General features: G+C 66.8%; 16 protein-coding genes and 1 tRNA gene. 12 read left to right on the top strand and 5 right to left on the bottom strand.

The genetic code is table 11. The features are described from left to right. The first annotated feature begins 69 nt into the window (after nt 1-69). Nucleotides 70-146 (top strand) — tRNA-Met (locus ACIGJG_RS02650). A gap of 96 nt (nt 147-242) precedes the next feature. Here ACIGJG_RS02650 and ACIGJG_RS02645 read toward each other — a convergent pair. From ACIGJG_RS02645 to ACIGJG_RS02635, 3 genes are all read right to left on the bottom strand, one after another. Further along, nucleotides 243-881 carry a response regulator transcription factor gene (locus ACIGJG_RS02645; RefSeq protein ID WP_011296711.1) on the bottom strand — a complete coding sequence of 213 codons (639 nt, stop codon included), beginning with the start codon at nt 879-881 and terminating at the stop codon, nt 243-245. Nucleotides 882-1,031: 150 nt separating this feature from the next. Further along, nucleotides 1,032-1,442 carry a carboxymuconolactone decarboxylase family protein gene (locus tag ACIGJG_RS02640; protein WP_011296710.1) on the bottom strand — a complete coding sequence of 137 codons (411 nt, stop codon included), beginning with the start codon at nt 1,440-1,442 and terminating at the stop codon, nt 1,032-1,034. Nucleotides 1,443-1,518: 76 nt separating this feature from the next. Beyond that, nucleotides 1,519-2,580 (bottom strand): CaiB/BaiF CoA transferase family protein, encoded by a 1,062-nt coding sequence (locus tag ACIGJG_RS02635; RefSeq protein ID WP_011296709.1) that lies wholly within the window; start codon nt 2,578-2,580, stop codon nt 1,519-1,521. A 362-nt stretch (nt 2,581-2,942) separates the two neighbouring features. Here ACIGJG_RS02635 and ACIGJG_RS02630 point away from each other — a divergent pair, with 362 nt between their 5' ends. Next, a complete protein-coding gene (locus tag ACIGJG_RS02630) occupies nt 2,943-3,380 on the top strand; it encodes a universal stress protein (RefSeq protein WP_011296708.1) in 438 nt (145 codons plus the stop codon). A gap of 45 nt (nt 3,381-3,425) precedes the next feature. Here ACIGJG_RS02630 and ACIGJG_RS02625 read toward each other — a convergent pair whose 3' ends face one another. Together ACIGJG_RS02625 and ACIGJG_RS02620 are read right to left on the bottom strand one after the other, a co-directional pair. Continuing rightward, a complete protein-coding gene (locus ACIGJG_RS02625) occupies nt 3,426-4,466 on the bottom strand; it encodes a serine/threonine protein kinase (RefSeq protein ID WP_483672719.1) in 1,041 nt (346 codons plus the stop codon). Nucleotides 4,467-4,485: 19 nt separating this feature from the next. After that, nucleotides 4,486-6,009 (bottom strand): DEAD/DEAH box helicase, encoded by a 1,524-nt coding sequence (locus ACIGJG_RS02620; RefSeq protein WP_483672718.1) that lies wholly within the window; start codon nt 6,007-6,009, stop codon nt 4,486-4,488. Nucleotides 6,010-6,304: 295 nt separating this feature from the next. Here ACIGJG_RS02620 and ACIGJG_RS02615 point away from each other — a divergent pair, with 295 nt between their 5' ends. From ACIGJG_RS02615 to glyS, 10 genes are all read left to right on the top strand, one after another. Further along, a complete protein-coding gene (locus ACIGJG_RS02615; RefSeq protein WP_483672717.1) occupies nt 6,305-7,996 on the top strand; it encodes a ClcB-like voltage-gated chloride channel protein in 1,692 nt (563 codons plus the stop codon). 115 nt (nt 7,997-8,111) lie between these two features. Beyond that, nucleotides 8,112-8,498 carry a hypothetical protein gene (locus ACIGJG_RS02610; protein WP_011296704.1) on the top strand — a complete coding sequence of 129 codons (387 nt, stop codon included), beginning with the start codon at nt 8,112-8,114 and terminating at the stop codon, nt 8,496-8,498. 84 nt (nt 8,499-8,582) lie between these two features. Then, a complete protein-coding gene (miaB, locus tag ACIGJG_RS02605; RefSeq protein WP_483672716.1) occupies nt 8,583-9,935 on the top strand; it encodes a tRNA (N6-isopentenyl adenosine(37)-C2)-methylthiotransferase MiaB in 1,353 nt (450 codons plus the stop codon). A 23-nt stretch (nt 9,936-9,958) separates the two neighbouring features. Then, nucleotides 9,959-10,957, top strand: a complete 999-nt coding sequence (locus ACIGJG_RS02600; RefSeq protein ID WP_483673044.1) for a PhoH family protein — start codon at nt 9,959-9,961, stop codon at nt 10,955-10,957. Beyond that, nucleotides 10,958-11,725 (top strand): rRNA maturation RNase YbeY, encoded by a 768-nt coding sequence (gene ybeY / locus ACIGJG_RS02595; RefSeq protein WP_140950791.1) that lies wholly within the window; start codon nt 10,958-10,960, stop codon nt 11,723-11,725. Nucleotides 11,726-11,854: 129 nt separating this feature from the next. After that, nucleotides 11,855-12,736, top strand: a complete 882-nt coding sequence (locus ACIGJG_RS02590) for an HlyC/CorC family transporter (RefSeq protein WP_011296700.1) — start codon at nt 11,855-11,857, stop codon at nt 12,734-12,736. Beyond that, nucleotides 12,733-14,307: an apolipoprotein N-acyltransferase gene (lnt, locus tag ACIGJG_RS02585; RefSeq protein WP_011296699.1), complete on the top strand. Its 1,575-nt coding sequence runs from the start codon at nt 12,733-12,735 to the stop codon at nt 14,305-14,307. The genes ACIGJG_RS02590 and lnt overlap by 4 nt, the downstream gene beginning before the upstream one ends. Nucleotides 14,308-14,885: 578 nt before the next feature. Then, the gene (glyQ, locus tag ACIGJG_RS02580; RefSeq protein WP_041679472.1) at nt 14,886-15,824 is read left to right on the top strand and encodes a glycine--tRNA ligase subunit alpha; all 939 of its coding nucleotides are present in this window, start codon (nt 14,886-14,888) and stop codon (nt 15,822-15,824) included. Continuing rightward, nucleotides 15,821-16,453, top strand: coding sequence for a hypothetical protein (locus ACIGJG_RS02575; RefSeq protein ID WP_011296697.1), 633 nt, complete (start codon nt 15,821-15,823; stop codon nt 16,451-16,453). The genes glyQ and ACIGJG_RS02575 overlap by 4 nt, the downstream gene beginning before the upstream one ends. A 35-nt stretch (nt 16,454-16,488) precedes the next feature. Next, entirely contained in the window at nt 16,489-18,621 is a 2,133-nt protein-coding gene (glyS, locus tag ACIGJG_RS02570) for a glycine--tRNA ligase subunit beta (RefSeq protein ID WP_483672715.1), read from the top strand. Nucleotides 18,622-18,638 lie beyond the last annotated feature (17 nt).

Raw genomic sequence — 18,638 nt, 5'->3', positions numbered from 1 at the left:
GCCCAGCAAACATCTTCTCGATAAGGTGTTGACAGTCACGAAAATACCAGTACAATAGCGGTCTTCGTTGGCGAATTAGCTCAGTCGGTTAGAGCGACGGAATCATAATCCGCAGGTCCGGGGTTCGAGTCCCTGATTCGCCACCATCTATTTGAAAAGCCGCGATCCCGCAAGGGTTCGCGGCTTTTTGCTTTGCCGGCGTCCGATGTCTCGCTGCAGATCGACGTCTCCGCCCAGAGCCATCACAGCAACCGGTGCTGGCGCGCATAGTCGACCATCTCGACCACCGACCCCACGTTGAGCTTGCACATGATGTTGGTCTTGTGGGTGCTGACGGTCTTGCTGCTGATCAGCAGCCGCGCGCCGATCGTCTTGTTGGAATGGCCACGCGCGAGGTACTGGAGCACCGTGAGTTCGCGCGCGGTCAGCCGCGCGAGCTTGCCGGCCGATGGCAGGCGCAACTTGCGCGCGGCGTCCAGCGTATGCGTCGGAAAGACCAGGTAGCCGGACATCACGCCGCGCGCGGCCTGGACCATTTCCGCGAGATCGCGCTGCCGCGGCACGAAGCCGTGGGCGCCGGCGCGCAGCGCCTGAACGGGCGCCATCGTCGCATCGCTGTCGGACAACACCAGCAGCCGCACGTCCGGATGGCGCGCAGCCAGGCGCTTGATCAGCGTGATGCCGGCCTGCCCCAGCGCGTCCAGCTCGACGACCACCAGCCCCGGCTGGCGCTCCCGCACCATCTGCTGGGCCTGCCGCACATTGTCGGCCAGCAGCGTCCGGCGCGCACCGAGCGCGTGGGCAAGCTGCCACGACGCCTCGCCGGGCGGCACCGGCCGCGCATCGACGATCAGGGCTTCATCAAACGGGATGGGGTCCAACGCGCGGCTCCTTGGTGAATGGATACCGCGAAGGTTAGGCTCAGCGCGTCACGCCCGAGCGCTGAAACGGCTGCATCCGAACGCAAAGCCGTCGCGACGCGTTGCGAGAATTTCCGCTTCAGAATCTTTTTCCGGCCCAAGGCCGGGTAGCTATGCGCCCGCGGCTTCCAGCACTTCGGTGAGCTTGCGGCTGGCGTCAAGCGCGGCTGGAAAGCCGCAGTACACCGCGCTATGCACCATCAGTTCGCGCAGTTCCTGCGGCGTGACGCCGTTGGCCAGCGCGCCGCGCAGGTGGCCGGCCAGTTCTTGCGGACGGTTCAGCGCGATCAGCATCGACACCGTCGCCAGGCTGCGCTGCTTGCGGTCCAGTCCTTCGCGGGTCCAGACCGTGCCCCATGCAAACTCGGTCACCAGTTGCTGCAGGCTCGTATCGCCCTGCTGGGCGGCGGCGTCCAGCGCGCGCTGCACGTGGGCCGGGCCCAGGACTTCCGTGCGCGCGTTGACGCCGGCCTCGAAGGCCGGGTTGTCGGTATAGGCGGATGTATCGACTGGCGTGGTCATGGCAGATCTCCGGATGATGGATGCCGCATGGTATCCGAAGGTCTGCCCGCGCCTGCCGGCGCGACGCCAGTCTGGCTTACTTGGCCGCAGTGAAGCGCGGCGCCGGTGTGGAGCGCGCTACTTCGCGATCCCCCTGCTGGTACAGGCGGTAGGTGCCGCGCGCCTGGTTGTGCGGATGGCGTGCGGCCTCGTCCAGTGTCAGGACGCGGGCAAAGCAGACATCGGTGCCGCCGAGCAGCGATTCCCAGTGCGTGCTGGGCTTCGAAGCAATGAGGGCCGTGATGCGCGCCTTCACCGCCGGCCATTGGGCGCGGTCGTACTGCGCGGCCGGATCGATGTCGGTCAGTTCGAGCCGCTCGAGCAGTTCACGATAGAACTGCGGCTCGAGCGCGCCGAGCGTGATCGCGCGGCCATCGGAACAGGCAAAGACGTCGTAGAACGGCGAGTCATGGAATGCGCTGGGCTGCGGCCCGCCGAGCGTTCCGGCCGCACGCGACACCTGCACCAGCGAGCCCAGCATGGCGACGATATCGGTGATGGCAGCATCGACCACGCAGCCCTGCCCGCTCGAGCGCGCGTTCAGAATGGCGCTGGTGATGCCGAACGCCAGGCCAAGCGCGCCGGTGGCATCACCGACCACAGTGGGTGGCACCATCGGCAGCGCGTCGTCGCGCGCGGCCATCGACAGCAGGCCGGTCAGCGCGATGTAGTTGAGGTCATGCCCGGCGCTCTGCGCGAGCGGGCCGGTCTGGCCCCAGCCGGTCATGCGGCCGTACACGAGCCGCGGGTTGCGCGCATGGCATTCGGCCGGGCCCAGGCCCAGGCGCTCCATTGCGCCGGGGCGCAGCCCCTCGATCAGCGCGTCGGCGCCCGCCACCAGGTCCAGCGCGGCGGCGACGCCTTCAGCGGACTTCAGGTTGAGCTGCACCACGGCCTTGCCGTGTTCGAGTTCCATCTCGGCCGGCACATCCTGGCCGCGCAGGATGCGGCGCGCATCGGGGGCAACCGGGCGCGTCACCAGCGTGACCTCCGCACCAAGGCCAGCGAGCATGGCGCCGCACAGCGGGCCCGGGCCGATACCTTCGAATTCCACTACCTTGATGCCACGCAGGGGCAGGAGGTTGCCGCGCTCGCTCATGTTGCTGTCTCCGTCCAGGCATCGCGGCGGCCAGGCCTGGCGCGATTGCCCTGTGTTCTGGGATGAAAAGGCCGGGCGCCATGTCGCGGGCCCAAGCCGGGTTGGGCCCATGCTAAACGGGCGCGTGGCGGGCCAGCAATGGCCAAATGTGTCAGATGTCTTGACCAATCCGAACTCTCCCGCCCATAGGGCCCATAGGAGAATTCCGAATTTCTTGATCTGTGTCGGATTGTGACGAAAGACTTGCTGCGATGATGGTGCCAGACAGCCCGTCACCGCACCTGGAACCACGCGGTGGCCGATCCTGCCTATCCTAAAACCTGGCGTATCCGTACAGCGCCCCCATCCAGGAGATTCCCGCCATGTCCAATATCGTGCTCGCGACCGACGGTTCGGCCTTCAGTGACGCTGCCGCCCGCTTCATCGCCGAAGGCAAGCTGCTGCAGACCGGCTTCACCGTGCACGTGGTGCACGTCGCGCCCGAAGTCAGCGGCCAGGTCCGCGCCTTCGTCAGTAAGGAAACCATCGACGCCTGGCACCAGGAGGCCAGCGACAAGGCCATGGCCGGCGTGTGCGACATCCTGTCGGGGGCCGGCGTGCCGTTCGAGCGCCATGCGCTGCACGGGTTCGCGCCCGAGCGCATCGTGACCTACGCGCGCTCGGTGGATGCGCAGGCCATCATCATGGGCACGCACGGCCGTGGCTCGTTCTTTGATGCAGTGATCGGTTCGGTCGCCGGGCGCGTTCTCGCGCAGAGCGATTGCCCGGTGTTGCTGGTCAAGGCACCCCAGAAGTCCTGACCGGAACAGGCCGGGGGCTGACGCCAATGCGGCCGCCCTGATGCTTCAGGCGCCCCACAGGGGCGCTTCCTCCATCAGCGCGACTTGCTCGCGCAGCTCCAGGATGCGGTCCTGCCAGTAGCGCGCCGTCCCGAACCACGGGAACGCCGCCGGAAACGCGGGATCGCGCCAGCGGCTGGCCAGCCACGCGCTGTAGTGGAGCAGGCGCAGGGTGCGCAGCGCTTCCACGAGCCAGAGTTCGCGCGGCGCGAACTCGGCAAAATCTTCATAGCCCGCGACGATATCCGCGAGCTGGTCCTGCATGGCGGCACGGTCGCCTTCGAGCAGCATCCACAGGTCCTGCACGGCCGGAGCCATGCGGCTGTCGTCGAAGTCGACGAAATGCGGCCCTGCTGCGGTAAGGCCCGTAGACCGGACGTCGTCGCCGTCGATCCACAGCACATTGCCGCGATGGCAATCGCCATGCACGCGCAGCAGGCGGACGTCGCCGGCGCGGTCATAGCAGCGGCGCACGCCGTCCAGCGCAAGATCGACGACCGCCTGCCATGGAGCGAGCAGATCGGCAGGAATGCAGTTGTGGGCGAGCAGCCAGTCGCGCGATGCCACCCCGAACGTATCCGGATCGAGCGCCGGACGTGCCTGATAGGCGTTCGTCGCGCCAACGGCATGGATGCGGCCAATGAAGCGGCCGAGCCAGGTCAGCGTATCCGCACGATCCAGCTCGGGCTCGCGGCCACCGCAGCGCGCGAAGACCGCGAAGCGGAAGCCGGCATGGTGTTGCAGCGTGCTGCCGTCCGGCCCGGGCAGCGCGGGCACCGCCGGGATCTCCGCATCGGCGAGCTGCTGCACGAAGGCGTGCTCTTCGAGGATGGCGGCGTCCGTCCAGCGGCCGGGCCGGTAGAACTTGGCCACCACGGGCGCGGCGTCCTCGATGCCGACCTGCCAGACGCGGTTCTCGTAGCTGTTGAGCGCCAGCAGCCGGCCGTCGGTGCGCATGCCCGACGAATCCAGCGCATCGAGGATCAGTTCTGGCGTCAGCCCCGCGAACGGGATGTCGCTGTCGCCGGATGCCGGATGCGCGCTCATGGTTGGATAGCCGATCGGATCAGCGTGCCGGCTTGGCCCGCGCGCCGCCAAGCAGTGCGGCCTGCGGGGCCGGGCGGCGGTTGTTGTGGCGCGCCGGGGCGCCAGTGGCGTCCTGAGCAGGCCGCGCCTGGCCACCGCCGTTGCGTTGCGGATTGCGCGGCTGAGCCTGGCCGGCGTTGCGGCTTGCGCCGCCCTGACCACGGGCTGCCTCGCCCCCGGCCTGGCTGGCGCCACCACGCGGTGCGTTCTGGGCCGGGCGCTGACGCGGCTGGCCCTGCGACGGCTTGGCTGCCGCTGGCGCCGCAGGCTTTGCCTGCGCACGGCCACGTCCACCACCTTGTCCACCGCCCTGCCCGCCGCCTCGCTGCTGGCGACCCTTCTGGATCGGCTCCGCCGCGATGGTCGGATCGACTTCGAAGCCCGTCAGCACCGTCTGTTCGAGCTTGCGCTTGATCAGGCGTTCGATGTCGCGCAGCAGGCCATGCTCGTCCACGCAAACCAGCGAAATCGCCTCGCCCTCTGCGCCGGCGCGGCCGGTACGGCCGATGCGGTGCACGTAGTCTTCCGGCACGTTGGGCAGGTCGAAGTTGACCACGTGCGGCAACTGGTCGATGTCGATGCCGCGCGCGGCGATATCGGTGGCCACCAGCAGCCGCAGCGTGCCGGCCTTGAACTCGGACAGCGCGCGCGTGCGCGCCGACTGGCTCTTGTTGCCGTGGATCGCCAGTGCGGACAGGCCGTCCTTGGTCAACTGCTCGGCGAGCCGGTTGGCGCCGTGCTTGGTGCGCGTGAACACCAGCACCTGGTGCCAGTCATGCTCGCGCACCAGGTGCGCCAGCAGTTCGCGCTTGCGTTCGCGGTCGACGGGGTAGACGCGCTGCGCCACGGTTTCGGCCGTGGTGTTGCGGCGCGCGACCTCGATCGATGCCGGGTTGTTCAGCAGGCGGTCCGCCAGCGCGCGGATATCGTCCGAGAACGTTGCCGAGAACAGCAGGTTCTGACGCTTGGGCGGCAGGACGTTGAGGATCTTGCGGATGTCGTGGATGAAGCCCATGTCGAGCATGCGGTCGGCTTCATCGAGTACCAGCAGTTCCACGCTGGAAAGGTCGATCGTGCGCTGGGACACGTGATCCAGCAGGCGGCCCGGCGTTGCCACGACGATTTCCACGCCACGGCGCAGCTGTTCGATCTGCGGGTTGATGCCCACGCCGCCGAACATGACCATCGAGCGCAACCGCACGTACTTGCCGTAGTTGCGCACGCTTTCTTCCACCTGCGCGGCCAGTTCACGCGTCGGCGTCAGCACCAGTGCGCGCACCGCCGGCTTGCCCTGGCGCTGTGGCGCCGATTCGGACAGCAGCTGCAGCATCGGCAGCGTAAAGCCTGCCGTCTTGCCGGTACCGGTCTGCGCGCCGGCAAGCAGGTCGCCACCTTTGAGGATGGCGGGAATTGCCTGGGCCTGGATGGGGGTGGGGGTGGTGTAGCCCTGTTCGGCCACGGCCCGCACAAGCTTGTCGGACAAGCCGAGTTCGGAGAAAGACATGAATGAATGCTTCGGCCGTCCGTTGCGCGCTGGGCGCTGCGCGCGCCAGCCTGCAGGCAGCCTGGGTGATCTGACACAAAACCAGTCGGGGGACCGGCATAGCGGCGCGAGGCGTCCGCTGACGAAACAAAGGTCGGTAGTGTAACAGCCAAGCGCAAACCTATTGATCACATGGTGATGCATGCCGGTTACTACACACGCTACGTTGCGGGGGTGTGGCCCTGCGCTATCATGCGGCCACCATCTGCCCCCGAACGCTGAAAGCCGCGCCGCCGCGCGGCCAGCGCCAGCACCCATGCGGTTCCGATTTCTCGAAGACCAGGAAGTCACGCTGTTTGCGGCGATCCCGGTCGGCATTCTTGCTGCGATTGCGACCACCCTCTTCAAGGAAGCGCTGGAGAGGGCCGGCATCGTCATCTTTTCCAGCAACGCGGATATCGTCGCGATCTTTGCGGCGCTGGCGCTGGCATGGCGCATCGTGGTGCCGGCGGTCGGAGGCGCGGTGGCCGGGCTGCTGCTACAAGCCGCTAACCGGCTCGCTGGCAGCGGCGGCGCGACCGACTACATGGAGGCCGTAGCCAACGGCACGGGCCGCCTGCCCGTGCGCGTTACGCTGCTGCGGTCGCTATCGTCGTTTTGCTCCATCGTCAGCGGGGCTTCGGTCGGCAAGGAAGGCGCCATGATCCAGCTCGCTGCGTTGTGCGGCGCGCTGTTTCCATCCACGCGCATCGGACAGCCCCACGGCGCTTCGAACATGCGGCGCATGCTGACTGCGTGTGGCGCTGCCGCTGGCCTCGCCACGGTCTACCACACGCCGCTGTCCGCGGCCGTATTCGTTGCCGAAGTGGTGTTCGGAGCACTAGCCGTGCAGCGCCTGATGCCGCTGTTCCTGGCCTCGGTGGCGGGCGCCATGGTCAGCCAGTGGCATGGCGGCCTGCAGCCGCTGTATCCCGGCCTACACATCGCAGCCGACGTGCGTCCGCAATTGATGGTGGCCGCGGCGGCGCTGGGGGTGGCTGCCGGCATCGTCGGGGCATTGTTCCTGCGCGCCGCCAGCATCGCGCGCGGGCGCTTTGCGCAGGTGCCCGGCGGCCCGGTCACGCGGCTCGCGCTCGGCGGCGCACTGGTCGGCGTGCTGGCCATGGCCGTTCCCGAAGTGGTCGGCAACGGTTATTCCACGATCCAGACCATCCTGCAGGAACAGCCGCTGACAGTGTCGGTCGGCCTGGTGCTGCTGGCCAAGCTCGCGGCGACGGTCATCAGCATGGGCTCGGGCGCCGTCGGCGGTGTGTTCACGCCTTCGCTGTTTGTCGGCGCCGCGCTGGGCCAGTTGCTGGCGCTCGCAATGCAGGCGTTCGTGCCCGGCGCGCCGGCCTCGCCGGTCCTGCCGCTGGTCGGCATGAGCGCGTTCCTTGCCGCGACCAGCCAGGCGCCGCTGATGTCGGTGCTGATGGTGTTCGAAATGACGCTGGCGCCGGCTCTGCTGTTGCCCACCATGATCGGCGCGGTGGCGGCGTATTACACGGCGTCGCGCTGCCAGACGATGTCGCTCTACAGCGTGATCGCCGAACGCGCGCAGGCCTCCGCCGCGGAAGAACACGCGCGCGCGATGACGCTGGCCGGACTATGCGACCCGACCGATACCACGCTCGCACCGGATGCCTCGCTGGCCGCTGCCGCCGACAAGTTTGCGGAGACCGGCACACGCTACCTGTACCTGGTCGAGCCCGACGGGCGCCTGCTCGGGGCGCTGTCAATCCACGCGCTGCAACGCGCGCAGCGCGAAGACTCGGCCGCCGGCGTGCTCGCGCTAGCCGAACGCGACTTCCCGGCGCTGACGCCTGAGTCGCGGCTGCGCGACGCCCTGGAGGTCTTCGCCGCCCATGGCATCAACCGCATTCCGCTCGTGCGCGATGGCGCCAGCCGCGAACTGATGGGCACCGTTTCCAAGCAGCGTGTGCTGCAGGAAGCATCCTGTCTGTTCTAGGCGACGGGGCACCCGTGCCTTGAGCGATGCCGGACACGGTGCCATCGAACGGGTAAAATACCCGGTTACCCTTCAGCCTCCTTTTCAACCTGATCTGCGCTTTTCCGGAGCCCATATGCCCGCCGGCCGTTCCCTGCGTCAGAGTGCTTCATCGCGTTTCATCAAGCCGCTGCTGACGCTGTCGCTCGGCGCGGCGCTGTGGCTCGGAGCCACCGGCGCCATGGCGCAGCCGATACGGGTCATCCCGGTCGATGCACCGCAGGCGAAGCTGGTTGTCGCCGCACCGACCGCCGGATCGCCGCAGACGGTCACGCTCGACGGCAAGACCATCGGCGTGGCACCGGGCCTGCGCGTGTTCGGCACCGACAACCAATTGCAGAACCTCGCCGCCATCGCGGGCCAGAAGCTGGCGGTGCGGTACAAGCTCGACCTGTACGGCCAGTTGCTGACCGCATGGGTGCTCAGCGAGCAGGAACAGAAGGCACTGAAGGCCAAGTCCTGATCCCCGGGAAGTACGGAGGCGTTCGCGCCATCCGTGTTGTTGCAACACCCTGATGCCCCCAGGTGAACCACTGAGACCGGCACCATGAAGAAAGTATTTGTGAAGACGTACGGCTGTCAGATGAACGAGTATGACTCGGACAAGATGGTCGACGTCCTGAACGCCAGCCAGGGGCTGGAACCCACCGACAACGTCGAAGACGCCGACGTGATCCTGTTCAACACCTGCTCGGTGCGCGAGAAAGCGCAGGAAAAGGTGTTCTCCGAACTGGGCCGCATGAAGGCGCTCAAGGCCGTGAAGCCCGATCTCGTGATCGGCGTGGGCGGCTGCGTGGCAAGCCAGGAAGGCGCGAGCATCGTCTCGCGCGCGCCGTATGTCGATGTCGTGTTCGGTCCGCAAACCCTGCACCGCCTGCCCGACCTGATCGCGCGCCGCCAGCGCACCGGCCAGTCGCAGGTCGATATCTCGTTCCCCGAGATCGAGAAGTTCGACCACCTGCCGCCGGCACGCGTGGAAGGCCCGAGCGCCTTTGTCTCGATCATGGAAGGCTGCTCGAAGTACTGCAGCTACTGTGTGGTGCCCTACACGCGCGGCGAAGAAGTCTCGCGTCCGTTCGAAGACGTGCTGGCCGAAGTGGCCGGACTCGCGGAACAGGGTGTGCGTGAAGTCACGCTGCTGGGCCAGAACGTCAACGCGTATCGCGGCGCCATGGGCGGCACCAGCGAGATCGCCGACTTCGCGCTGCTGATCGAGTACGTGGCAGAGATCCCCGGCATCGAGCGCATCCGCTACACCACGAGCCACCCGAAGGAATTCACGAGCCGCCTGGTCGAGCTGTACGGCCGCTGCGACAAGCTCGTCAACCACCTGCACCTGCCGGTGCAGCACGCGTCTGACCGCGTGCTGATGGCGATGAAGCGTGGCTACAGCGTGCTCGAATACAAGAGCATCATCCGCCGGCTGCGCATGCTGCGTCCCGACATGTCGATGTCGTCGGACTTCATCGTCGGCTTCCCCGGCGAGACCGATGCGGATTTCGACAAGCTGATGGCGCTGATCGAGGAAGTCGGCTACGACACCTCGTTCTCGTTCATCTTCAGCCCGCGTCCCGGCACGCCGGCGGCCAACCTGCACGACGACACGCCGCATGAAGTGAAGCTGCGCCGCCTGCAGCATCTGCAGGCCACCATCGAAGAGAACGTGCAGCGCATCAGCCGCAATATGGTCGGCTCGGTGCAGCGCATCCTCGTCGAAGGCCCGTCGCGCAAGGACCCGACCGAACTGCACGGCCGCACCGAGAACAACCGCGTGGTCAACTTCGCGCTGCCGGGCGTGCCGCAGGCCCAGCGCGAACGCATGATCGGCCAGATGGTCGATGTGTCGATCACGCAGGCGTTCCCGCATTCGCTGCGCGGCGAGATCGTGGTGCGGCAATGAGCGAAGGCATCCCACGCGCCAAGATGAAGATCGCCACCGCCGAATTCGTTGCCCCGCGCGACGACAACACGCGGCTGCAGAACCTGTGCGGTCCGCTCGACGAAAACCTGCGCCAGATCGAGCAGGCGCTCGACGTGACCATCCAGCGCCGCGGCCACCGCATGACGATACGCGGCGCCAACGCGCAGGACGCAGCAATCGCGCTGGAGCGTTTCTATAACCAGGCGCGCACGGCGCTGACGGTCGACGACGTGCAGCTCGGCCTGGTCGAGACGCGCCAGCTCTCCGCGCACGGCAGCTACGTGCCGCAGGCCGATGACGAGAGCGGCGCGCCCGAGTTCGAGGACGAGTCCCCGGTGCTGCACACGCGGCGCGCGGGCCTGCAGGGCCGCACCGCCATGCAGCGCGAGTACCTGCGCCATATCCTGGCGCACGACCTGACGCTCGGCGTCGGCCCGGCGGGTACCGGCAAGACCTATCTGGCCGTCGCCTGCGCGGTGGACGCGCTCGAGCGCGACTCCGTCAAGCGCATCGTGCTGACGCGCCCCGCCGTGGAAGCGGGCGAGCGCCTGGGCTTCCTGCCTGGCGACCTTGCGCAGAAGGTCGACCCGTACCTGCGTCCGCTCTACGACGCACTGTATGACCTGCTTGGCTTCGACCGCACGCAGAAGATGTTCGAGCGCCAGATGATCGAGATCGCGCCGCTCGCCTACATGCGCGGCCGCACGCTGAACCATGCATTCATCATCCTGGACGAGGCGCAGAACACCACGCCCGAGCAGATGAAGATGTTCCTCACGCGCATCGGCTTCGGCTCCAAGGCGGTGATCACCGGCGACACCACGCAGATCGACCTGCCGCGCGGACAGAAGAGCGGCCTGGTCGAGGCCCAGCACGTGCTGCGCGATGTGCGCGGCGTCGCGTTCACGCGCTTCTCCAGCATCGACGTCGTGCGCCACCCGCTAGTGGCCCGCATCGTCGACGCCTATGACGAATACCACGCCCAGCACAAGGACGCGTAATTGAAAAACAGCAAATCGAAGTCTTCCGCAAAATCATCCGCCGTCAGCCTGACCCTGTTCGATGGTGACGGCCGCGCGCGCAAGAGCGCCGCGCATGCCGTACGCGTGCAGTTGCCTGACGGGCGCAGCCTGACCGTGGACCTGTCGCAGGCGGCCGACGGCGTGGTGGCCTTGCTGGCCGAACACACCGACACGCGCCAGCAGGCTGGCCTGCTGGTACGGCCCGACAACCATGATGCGCTGTCGGTGGCCGTCACCGCGACACCGGTGGTCACCACCACGGGCACCCCCGCCACGCCGCCCGCGCTGGAGCTCGACGTCCAGCAAGGCGACGGCATCGGCAAGCGCGCCGGCCTGCCATCGCGCAAGCAGATCGAGACGTGGGTGACGTCGGCGCTGTATGCCGACGCAGCGCTGACCGTGCGCTTCGTCGACGAGGAAGAAGGCCGCGCGCTGAACCGCAGCTATCGCGGCAAGGACTACGCGACCAATGTGCTGACCTTTGCCTACGCGGAGAGCGAGGACGACCCGGTGACCGGCGACATCGTGCTGTGCTGCCCCGTGGTCGAGACCGAAGCGCGCGAACAGCGCAAGCCGCTCGAAGCGCACTATGCGCATCTGATCGTGCATGGCGTGCTGCATGCCCAAGGCTACGAGCACGAGGACGACGCCGAAGCCGAGGAAATGGAAGCGATCGAGACCGAGACGCTGCAGGCCCTTGGTTTTGAGGATCCGTACCGCGACGACCACACACCGGTCGCGCACTGAAAACCGGGCTCGTCCACGTCTGAAGTGAGTCCGCCCGCACACAGTCGGCCGCCCCGCCGGCTGTGTCACGAGAGTAAACGGTCTTTTAGTGTATCCTTCAGACGATCTCCACCACGCGCTTGCCGCGAAATGAACGACCCCTATCCCAGTTCGAAGCCTGCCCATTTCAAGCAGTCCGATCGCCCCAGATCGCTTCTCGAACGCCTCACCGACCTGATTTCCCCTGAGCCCGAATCCCGCGCGGAGCTGCTTGCCGTGCTGCAGGATGCGCACGAGCGCAACCTGATCGACGCCGATTCGCTTTCCATGATCGAAGGCGTATTCCAGGTCTCCGAACTGACCGCGCGCGACATCATGGTGCAGCGCTCGCAGATGGATATGGTCAACATCGCGGACGCGCCGCAGGCCTTCATTCCCTTCATGCAGCTGACGGCGCACTCGCGCTTTCCGGTGTACGAAGGCAGCCGCGACAACATCATCGGCATCCTGCTGGCCAAGGACCTGCTGCGCTACTACACGGACGAGCAGTTCGACCTGCGCGAAACGCTGCGTCCGGCCGTGTTCATCCCGGAATCGAAGCGCCTGAACATCCTGCTGCGCGAGTTCCGCAACAACCGCAACCACATTGCCATCGTCGTCGATGAATACGGCGGCGTGGCCGGACTGGTCACGATCGAAGATGTGCTCGAGCAGATCGTCGGCGACATCGAGGACGAATTCGATCTCGACGAAGACCAGGACAACATTCTGCCGCTGCCCGACGGCGGCTGGCGCGTGCATGGCCTCACCGAGATCTCGCAGTTCAATGAGGCCTTCGGCACGGCGTTCTCGGACCACGACGTCGATACCGTGGGCGGGCTGCTGACCAACCATCTCGGCCACGTGCCGCATCGCGGCGAGATCATTACGCTGCCGCCGGTCAGCTTCGAAGTGCTGCGCGCCGATGCGCGCCAGGTGCACCTGCTTCTCGTGCACCGCGAGTCGTCCACGAACCACCTGACCGACGCATGAAGCGCCAGGCTCCTGCCCTGGCCGCCGCCACCGGCGCCGAACGCACACGCGTGTCCGGCGCGACCATGGCGCGCCTGCTGCTCGCGGGCATGCTCGGCATCGCCCATACGCAAGCGTTTGCCCCGCATGACTGGTGGTGGCTGCAGATTCTTTCGCTGGCCGGCCTGGCCGCGCTGGTCGCCGACGCGCCGCGCGCGCGGGTAGCTGCCGCCACGGGTTACGCGTTCGGCCTGGGCTGGTTCCTGTCCGGTATCTGGTGGCTCTACATCAGCATGCACGTCTATGGCGAGATGCCGGCCTGGATGGCCGCGCTCGCCGTGGTGCTGTTCAGCGCCTACCTGTCGCTCCACCCCGCGCTGGCCGCTGCTGCGTGGCACCGCCTTGCCACGCGGCTGCCGCGCCTGTCGATCTGGTCCCCGCTTGCCTTCGGCGCGGCCTGGGGATTGTCGGAATGGCTGCGCGGCGTTGTCTTCACGGGATTCCCCTGGCTGTCGGGCGGCTATGCGCATGTCGACGGTCCGCTGGCCGGCTTTGCGCCGCTCTTTGGCGTGTACGGCATCGGCGCGCTGGCTGCGACGGTGGCGGCACTGCTGGTGGTGGCGGTGCGCGCGTTTGCGCAGCGCACCCACGGCCGTGGGATGGTTGCCGCCATACTCGCCGTGGCCGTGCCTGCCGCCGGGGCGGCCCTGGTGCCACTAGCGTGGACCACACCGGCCGGGAAGCCGATCACAGTCAGGCTGCTGCAGGGCAATGTGCCGCAGGACATCAAGTTCGAGCAGGCCGGCGTGCAGCGTTCGATCGAACTCTACCGCGACATGATCACGGCAACGCCGGCCGATCTTGTCGTGACGCCGGAAACCGCTTTCCCGGTCATCCTGCAGGACCTGCCGGTCGAGGTCGCGCTCGCCATGCGCGACTTCATGGAGAAGTCGGGCACCACCGTGCTGTTCGGTGCGGCGGGCGCCGATTCCGCGGTCGATTTCACCAACAGCGTGTTCGGGATCGGTCCGCAGGCGCGCCAACTCTACCGCTACAACAAGCATCATCTGGTGCCGTTCGGCGAATTCATCCCGCTGGGCTTCCACTGGTTCGTCGACATGATGAAGATGCCGCTCGGCGATTTCCGGCGCGGTGGGCTAGACCAGCCGCCGATGCCTGTGCGCGGCATCCGCGTGGCGCCGAACATCTGCTACGAGGATCTGTTCGGCGAGGAGATCGCCCAGACCCTGCGGCACCAGGCCGAGCCGGCCAACATGATGGCGAACCTGACCAACCTGGCGTGGTTCGGCGACACCATCGCCCTGGACCAGCATCTGCAGATTTCACGCATGCGTGCGCTGGAAATGCGCCGCCCGATGCTGCGTGCGACCAATACCGGCATGACCGCAGTCGTGGCGCCGGACGGCAAGGTACAGGCGCGCCTTCCGACGTTCACCGTCGATGCGCTGACGGCATCGGTGCAGGGCATGCAGGGGCTGACGCCCTATATTCGCTGGGGAAATGTGCCGGTGCTGGCCTGGTTCGTAGCCGTGCTGGCTGCCGTAGCCTGGCGCGCGCGGCGCGCGGGCTGAAGCGCCTGTGCGATCACAGGCGGCAAGTGTGGCAGGGCGCGTCCGTCACGGGTAGTGCGAGGCGCGACCCGCCTCGGGCATTGCCACGGTGTTTCCCGGCAATGCCGTATTTGCGACCGCCTGGCGAATCAGCCAAGCAGGCTCGTCACAGCCGAAACGGCTGCTGCGGCGATCATGACCGCAATGGCGAGCAGATAAGGTTTGCGAGAAAGAATTGCCATGACCCATGTCCCCATTTGATAGCTGACAGCGGTATCCCCCAAACGGACATTTCGTGCAGCTTGCGCGGCATCGGCGCCCACTGTCCTTCGCAACTCTGTATGCAGGTTGCTTGATAATACTGTATACAAAAACATTATCGGCAAGGGTAAGGCCCCCCTTAAATCCCCGTCGGTGTTTTCCCCATGCGTTGCGAAAGCCCGACATGGCGTGCATCCCCGCAAACGCAGGCCAGTGGCTAAAAAACCGATAGAATTCAGGGTTTAGCACTAACCATATGCGTCGCCCGCTGCACTTTGTTTGCAGCCCGCGCCTGTAAGGGCGCGGCATTGCGGCGGGACCCCCGATCTAGCCTCCCTATGCTGACCTTCCAACAAATGATTCTGACCCTGCAGGCCTACTGGGACCGGCAGGGCTGCGCACTTCTGCAACCTATCGATCTGGAGGTCGGCGCGGGGACTTCGCACGTGCACACCTTCCTGCGGGCGATCGGCCCGGAGCCGTGGCGCGCGGCCTACGTGCAACCGTCGCGCCGTCCCAAGGACGGCCGCTACGGCGAGAACCCCAACCGCCTGCAGCACTACTACCAATATCAGGTCGTGCTCAAGCCCGCGCCGGAAAACATCCTGGAGCTGTACCTCGGCTCGCTCGAGGCGCTGGGCCTGGACCTCAAGCAGAACGACATCCGCTTCGTCGAAGACGACTGGGAGAACCCGACCCTGGGCGCATGGGGCCTGGGCTGGGAAGTCTGGCTCAACGGCATGGAAGTGACGCAGTTCACGTACTTCCAGCAGGTCGGCGGCATCGACTGCAAGCCGATCACGGGCGAGATCACCTATGGCATCGAGCGTCTGGCGATGTACCTGCAAAAGGTCGAGAACGTCTATGACCTCGTGTGGACCGAGTGGCAAGAGAACGGCGAAACGCGCCGCCTGACCTACGGCGACGTGTATCACCAAAACGAAGTCGAGCAGTCGACGTACAACTTCGAACACAGCAACACCGAAATCCTGTTCCGCCATTTTGCCGAGCATGAGGGTGAAGCGAAGCGCCTGATGGGTGATACCGGCACGGATGGACAGACTGCCACCGGCACGCGCCTGGCCTTGCCCGCCTACGAACAGGTCCTCAAAGCCGCTCACACGTTCAACCTGCTGGACGCACGCGGCGCGATTTCCGTGACCGAGCGCGCCGCCTATATCGGCCGCATCCGCAATCTCTCGCGCCAGGTGGCGCAGGCCTATTACGATTCGCGCGAAGCACTGGGCTTCCCGATGTGCGGCGGGGCCAAGGCATGACGGTGCTCGTGCGCAGCGTACTGTGCTGCGCCCTGGCAATGGCCGTGATGACGCCGCCCGCCGGTGCCGTCGCCGCGCGCGCGCAGCCCGCACCGGCTCCGCAGGCGCTGCTGCTGCCGGCCGAGCTGTCCAACGTCTGCGAAGCCGATCCGCAGGCACTGCAGCTTGCCATGGCACGCCACTGGCGGCCGTCGCTGAACGCTCTCGACCAGTGGACGCAGCTGGTGCGCTCGTTTGCTTGCGACCTGTCCGGCTCGCGCGATCTTGGCTGGCACCGGGTGCCGCTGCGCGCGTATGAGAGCGCGATCCGCTATCCGCTGACCTGGGTCGAGACGGAAGACCGTAACGGGCGCCCACGCCGCGTCGTGCGTACCTATTATTCGGCGGCACAACTGCCATCGAAGATCGATTTCTGGGTGGGCGGGCGCATCGACGAAATCCGCTACGACAAGCGGCTGCGCCGCATCGAAGCGCGCTTTCCGGCCGCGGGCACCCGCGGCGCTGCCAGCAACGGCGCGGCCAGTGCCGTGGCCGTGGCGCAGTGCGCGTCCACTACGCTGCAATTCCGGCAACAGAACGGCCTCTGGCTGCTCTCCGGGGTAGAACCTAATCTTGAGCCGCGCTGCTGATCGCAGCGCGAGCCACAACCTGTTGGAAACGATTCATGTCGCAACCCATGACCGACTCGCTGCTGATCGAACTGTTCACCGAAGAGCTGCCCCCGAAGGCCCTGGCGCGCCTGGGCGACGCCTTCGCGCAGGGCCTGTTCGCCGGCCTGCGCGAGCGCGATCTGCTTGAAGCCGATGCCGCCGTCACGCCGTTTGCTTCGCCGCGCCGCCTCGCCGCGCTGGTGTCCGGCGTGCGCCGCAGCGCGCCCGATCGCGAGCAGCGCGAGAAGGTCCTGCCGCTGACCGTGGCGCTGGGCGCCAACGGCGAGCCCACCGCGCCGCTGGCCAAGAAGCTTGCCGCGCTGGCGAAGTCCGTCGGCGTGGCCGAGATCGACTGGCAGACGCTGGAACGTGCCTCGGATGGCAAGGCTGAGGCCTTCTTCTACCGCTACACCGCCAAGGGTGCCGAACTGGCCGCCGGCCTGCAGGCCGCGCTGGACGACACCATCGGCAAGCTGCCGATCCCGAAGGTGATGAGCTACCAGCGCCCGGGCGGCGAAACCGTGCACTTCGTGCGCCCCGCGCACCGGCTGATCGCGCTGTTCGGCAGCGAGATCGTGCCCGTTACCCTGCTCGGCCTGCCAGCCAGCAACCTGACGCAGGGCCATCGCTTCCTGTCGCACGGCACGATCGAGATCGCGCACGCGACGCAGTACGCCGACACCCTGCTCGAGCAGGGCAAAGTCATCGCAAACTACGCGCAGCGCCGTGAATCGATCCGCGAGCAACTGCTGAAGGCTGCGGGCGCCGACCAGGTGGTCATGCCCGAAGCGCTGCTCGACGAAGTGAATTCGCTGGTGGAATGGCCGGTGGTCTACGCCTGCCACTTCGAGGAAGCGTTCCTGGCTGTGCCGCAGGAATGCCTGATCCTGACCATGCAGACGAACCAAAAGTACTTTGCGCTGACCGATGCCGAAGGCCACCTGCGCAACCGCTTCCTGATCGTCTCGAACCTCGCCACGGAAACGCCGCAGTCGATCATCACCGGCAACGAGCGCGTGGTGCGGCCGCGCCTGGCCGATGCCAAGTTCTTCTTCGACCAGGACCGCAAGAAGACGCTGGCCTCGCGCGTGCCGCAGCTTGCTAGCGTGGTCTATCACAACAAGATCGGCACGCAGCTCGATCGCGTACAGCGCCTGCAGCAGATCGCCGGCCACATCGCCGACGCGATGAATGCGTCCGGCGTCGCCGTCGACAAGGCCGCCGCGATGCGCGGCGCCGAACTGGCCAAGGCCGACCTGCTGACCGACATGGTCGGCGAATTCCCCGAACTGCAAGGCACCATGGGCACGTACTACGCGCGCCATGACGACGAATCCGAGGACGTCGCGCTGGCCTGCTCCGAGCACTACCGTCCGCGCTTTGCCGGTGACGTGCTGCCCGAAGGCGCCGTCAGCACTGCCGTGGCGCTCGCCGACAAACTCGAGACGCTGGTCGGCATCTGGGGCATAGGCCTGCAGCCCACCGGCGAAAAAGACCCGTTTGCGCTGCGCCGCCACGCGCTGGGCATCCTGCGCATGCTGATCGAGAAGCCGCTGGCCCTGTCGGTGGACACGCTGCTTGCGCTGACCCAGCAGGCCTTTGCCGGCGTGCCGGCCGTCAAGCCGGCACCCGACGCGATTGCCGATTTCCTCTATGACCGCGTGCGGGGCTACCTGAAGGACAAGGGCTACACCACCAATGAAGTCGAGGCCGTGGTCAGCCTGCGCCCGCAGCAGTTGCATGACATTCTCGGCCGCCTGGAAGCCGTGCGCACGTTCGCCGCGCTGCCTGAAGCCGAGGCGCTGGCCGCCGCCAACAAGCGCATCACGAACATCCTGAAGAAGAACGCCGAAGCCGCGCAGGACATCGCTGCGGTCAATCCGGCGCTGTTCCAGGAAGACGCCGAACGTGCACTGCACGGCGCCATCGAGCGCGTGCGCCCGGACGCGGAAGCAGCCTTTGCGCGCGGCGACTTCACCAGCGCGTTGCGCGACCTGGCCCAGCTGCGCGAAGCCGTCGACGGCTTCTTCGACAACGTGATGGTGATGGCCGAGGACGCGCAGCTGCGCGCGAACCGACTGGCGCTGCTGGCCTCGCTGCACGCGCTGGCCAACCGCGTGGCGGACATCTCGAAGCTGGCGGCCTGATCGCCACGCCACCACGC

The organism is Cupriavidus sp. C1SS-2L (assembly GCF_057073735.1).
Note: the sequence above shows the minus strand (reverse complement) of the source record. Positions and strands in the feature narration are given on the sequence as shown.

Excerpts from the sequence above, each read along its gene's own strand:
- ACIGJG_RS02630 (WP_011296708.1), top strand. The coding sequence starts at position 2,943 with ATGTCCAATATCGTGCTCGCGACCGACGGTTCGGCCTTCAGTGACGCT.
- lnt (WP_011296699.1), top strand. The coding sequence starts at position 12,733 with ATGAAGCGCCAGGCTCCTGCCCTGGCCGCCGCCACCGGCGCCGAACGC.
- ACIGJG_RS02620 (WP_483672718.1), bottom strand. The coding sequence starts at position 6,009 with ATGTCTTTCTCCGAACTCGGCTTGTCCGACAAGCTTGTGCGGGCCGTG.
- ACIGJG_RS02600 (WP_483673044.1), top strand. The coding sequence starts at position 9,959 with ATGAAGATCGCCACCGCCGAATTCGTTGCCCCGCGCGACGACAACACG.
- glyS (WP_483672715.1), top strand. The coding sequence starts at position 16,489 with ATGTCGCAACCCATGACCGACTCGCTGCTGATCGAACTGTTCACCGAA.
- miaB (WP_483672716.1), top strand. The coding sequence starts at position 8,583 with ATGAAGAAAGTATTTGTGAAGACGTACGGCTGTCAGATGAACGAGTAT.
- glyQ (WP_041679472.1), top strand. The coding sequence starts at position 14,886 with ATGCTGACCTTCCAACAAATGATTCTGACCCTGCAGGCCTACTGGGAC.
- ACIGJG_RS02635 (WP_011296709.1), bottom strand. The coding sequence starts at position 2,580 with ATGAGCGAGCGCGGCAACCTCCTGCCCCTGCGTGGCATCAAGGTAGTG.
- ACIGJG_RS02610 (WP_011296704.1), top strand. The coding sequence starts at position 8,112 with ATGCCCGCCGGCCGTTCCCTGCGTCAGAGTGCTTCATCGCGTTTCATC.
- ACIGJG_RS02640 (WP_011296710.1), bottom strand. The coding sequence starts at position 1,442 with ATGACCACGCCAGTCGATACATCCGCCTATACCGACAACCCGGCCTTC.
- ACIGJG_RS02625 (WP_483672719.1), bottom strand. The coding sequence starts at position 4,466 with ATGAGCGCGCATCCGGCATCCGGCGACAGCGACATCCCGTTCGCGGGG.
- ACIGJG_RS02590 (WP_011296700.1), top strand. The coding sequence starts at position 11,855 with ATGAACGACCCCTATCCCAGTTCGAAGCCTGCCCATTTCAAGCAGTCC.
- ACIGJG_RS02615 (WP_483672717.1), top strand. The coding sequence starts at position 6,305 with ATGCGGTTCCGATTTCTCGAAGACCAGGAAGTCACGCTGTTTGCGGCG.
- ACIGJG_RS02575 (WP_011296697.1), top strand. The coding sequence starts at position 15,821 with ATGACGGTGCTCGTGCGCAGCGTACTGTGCTGCGCCCTGGCAATGGCC.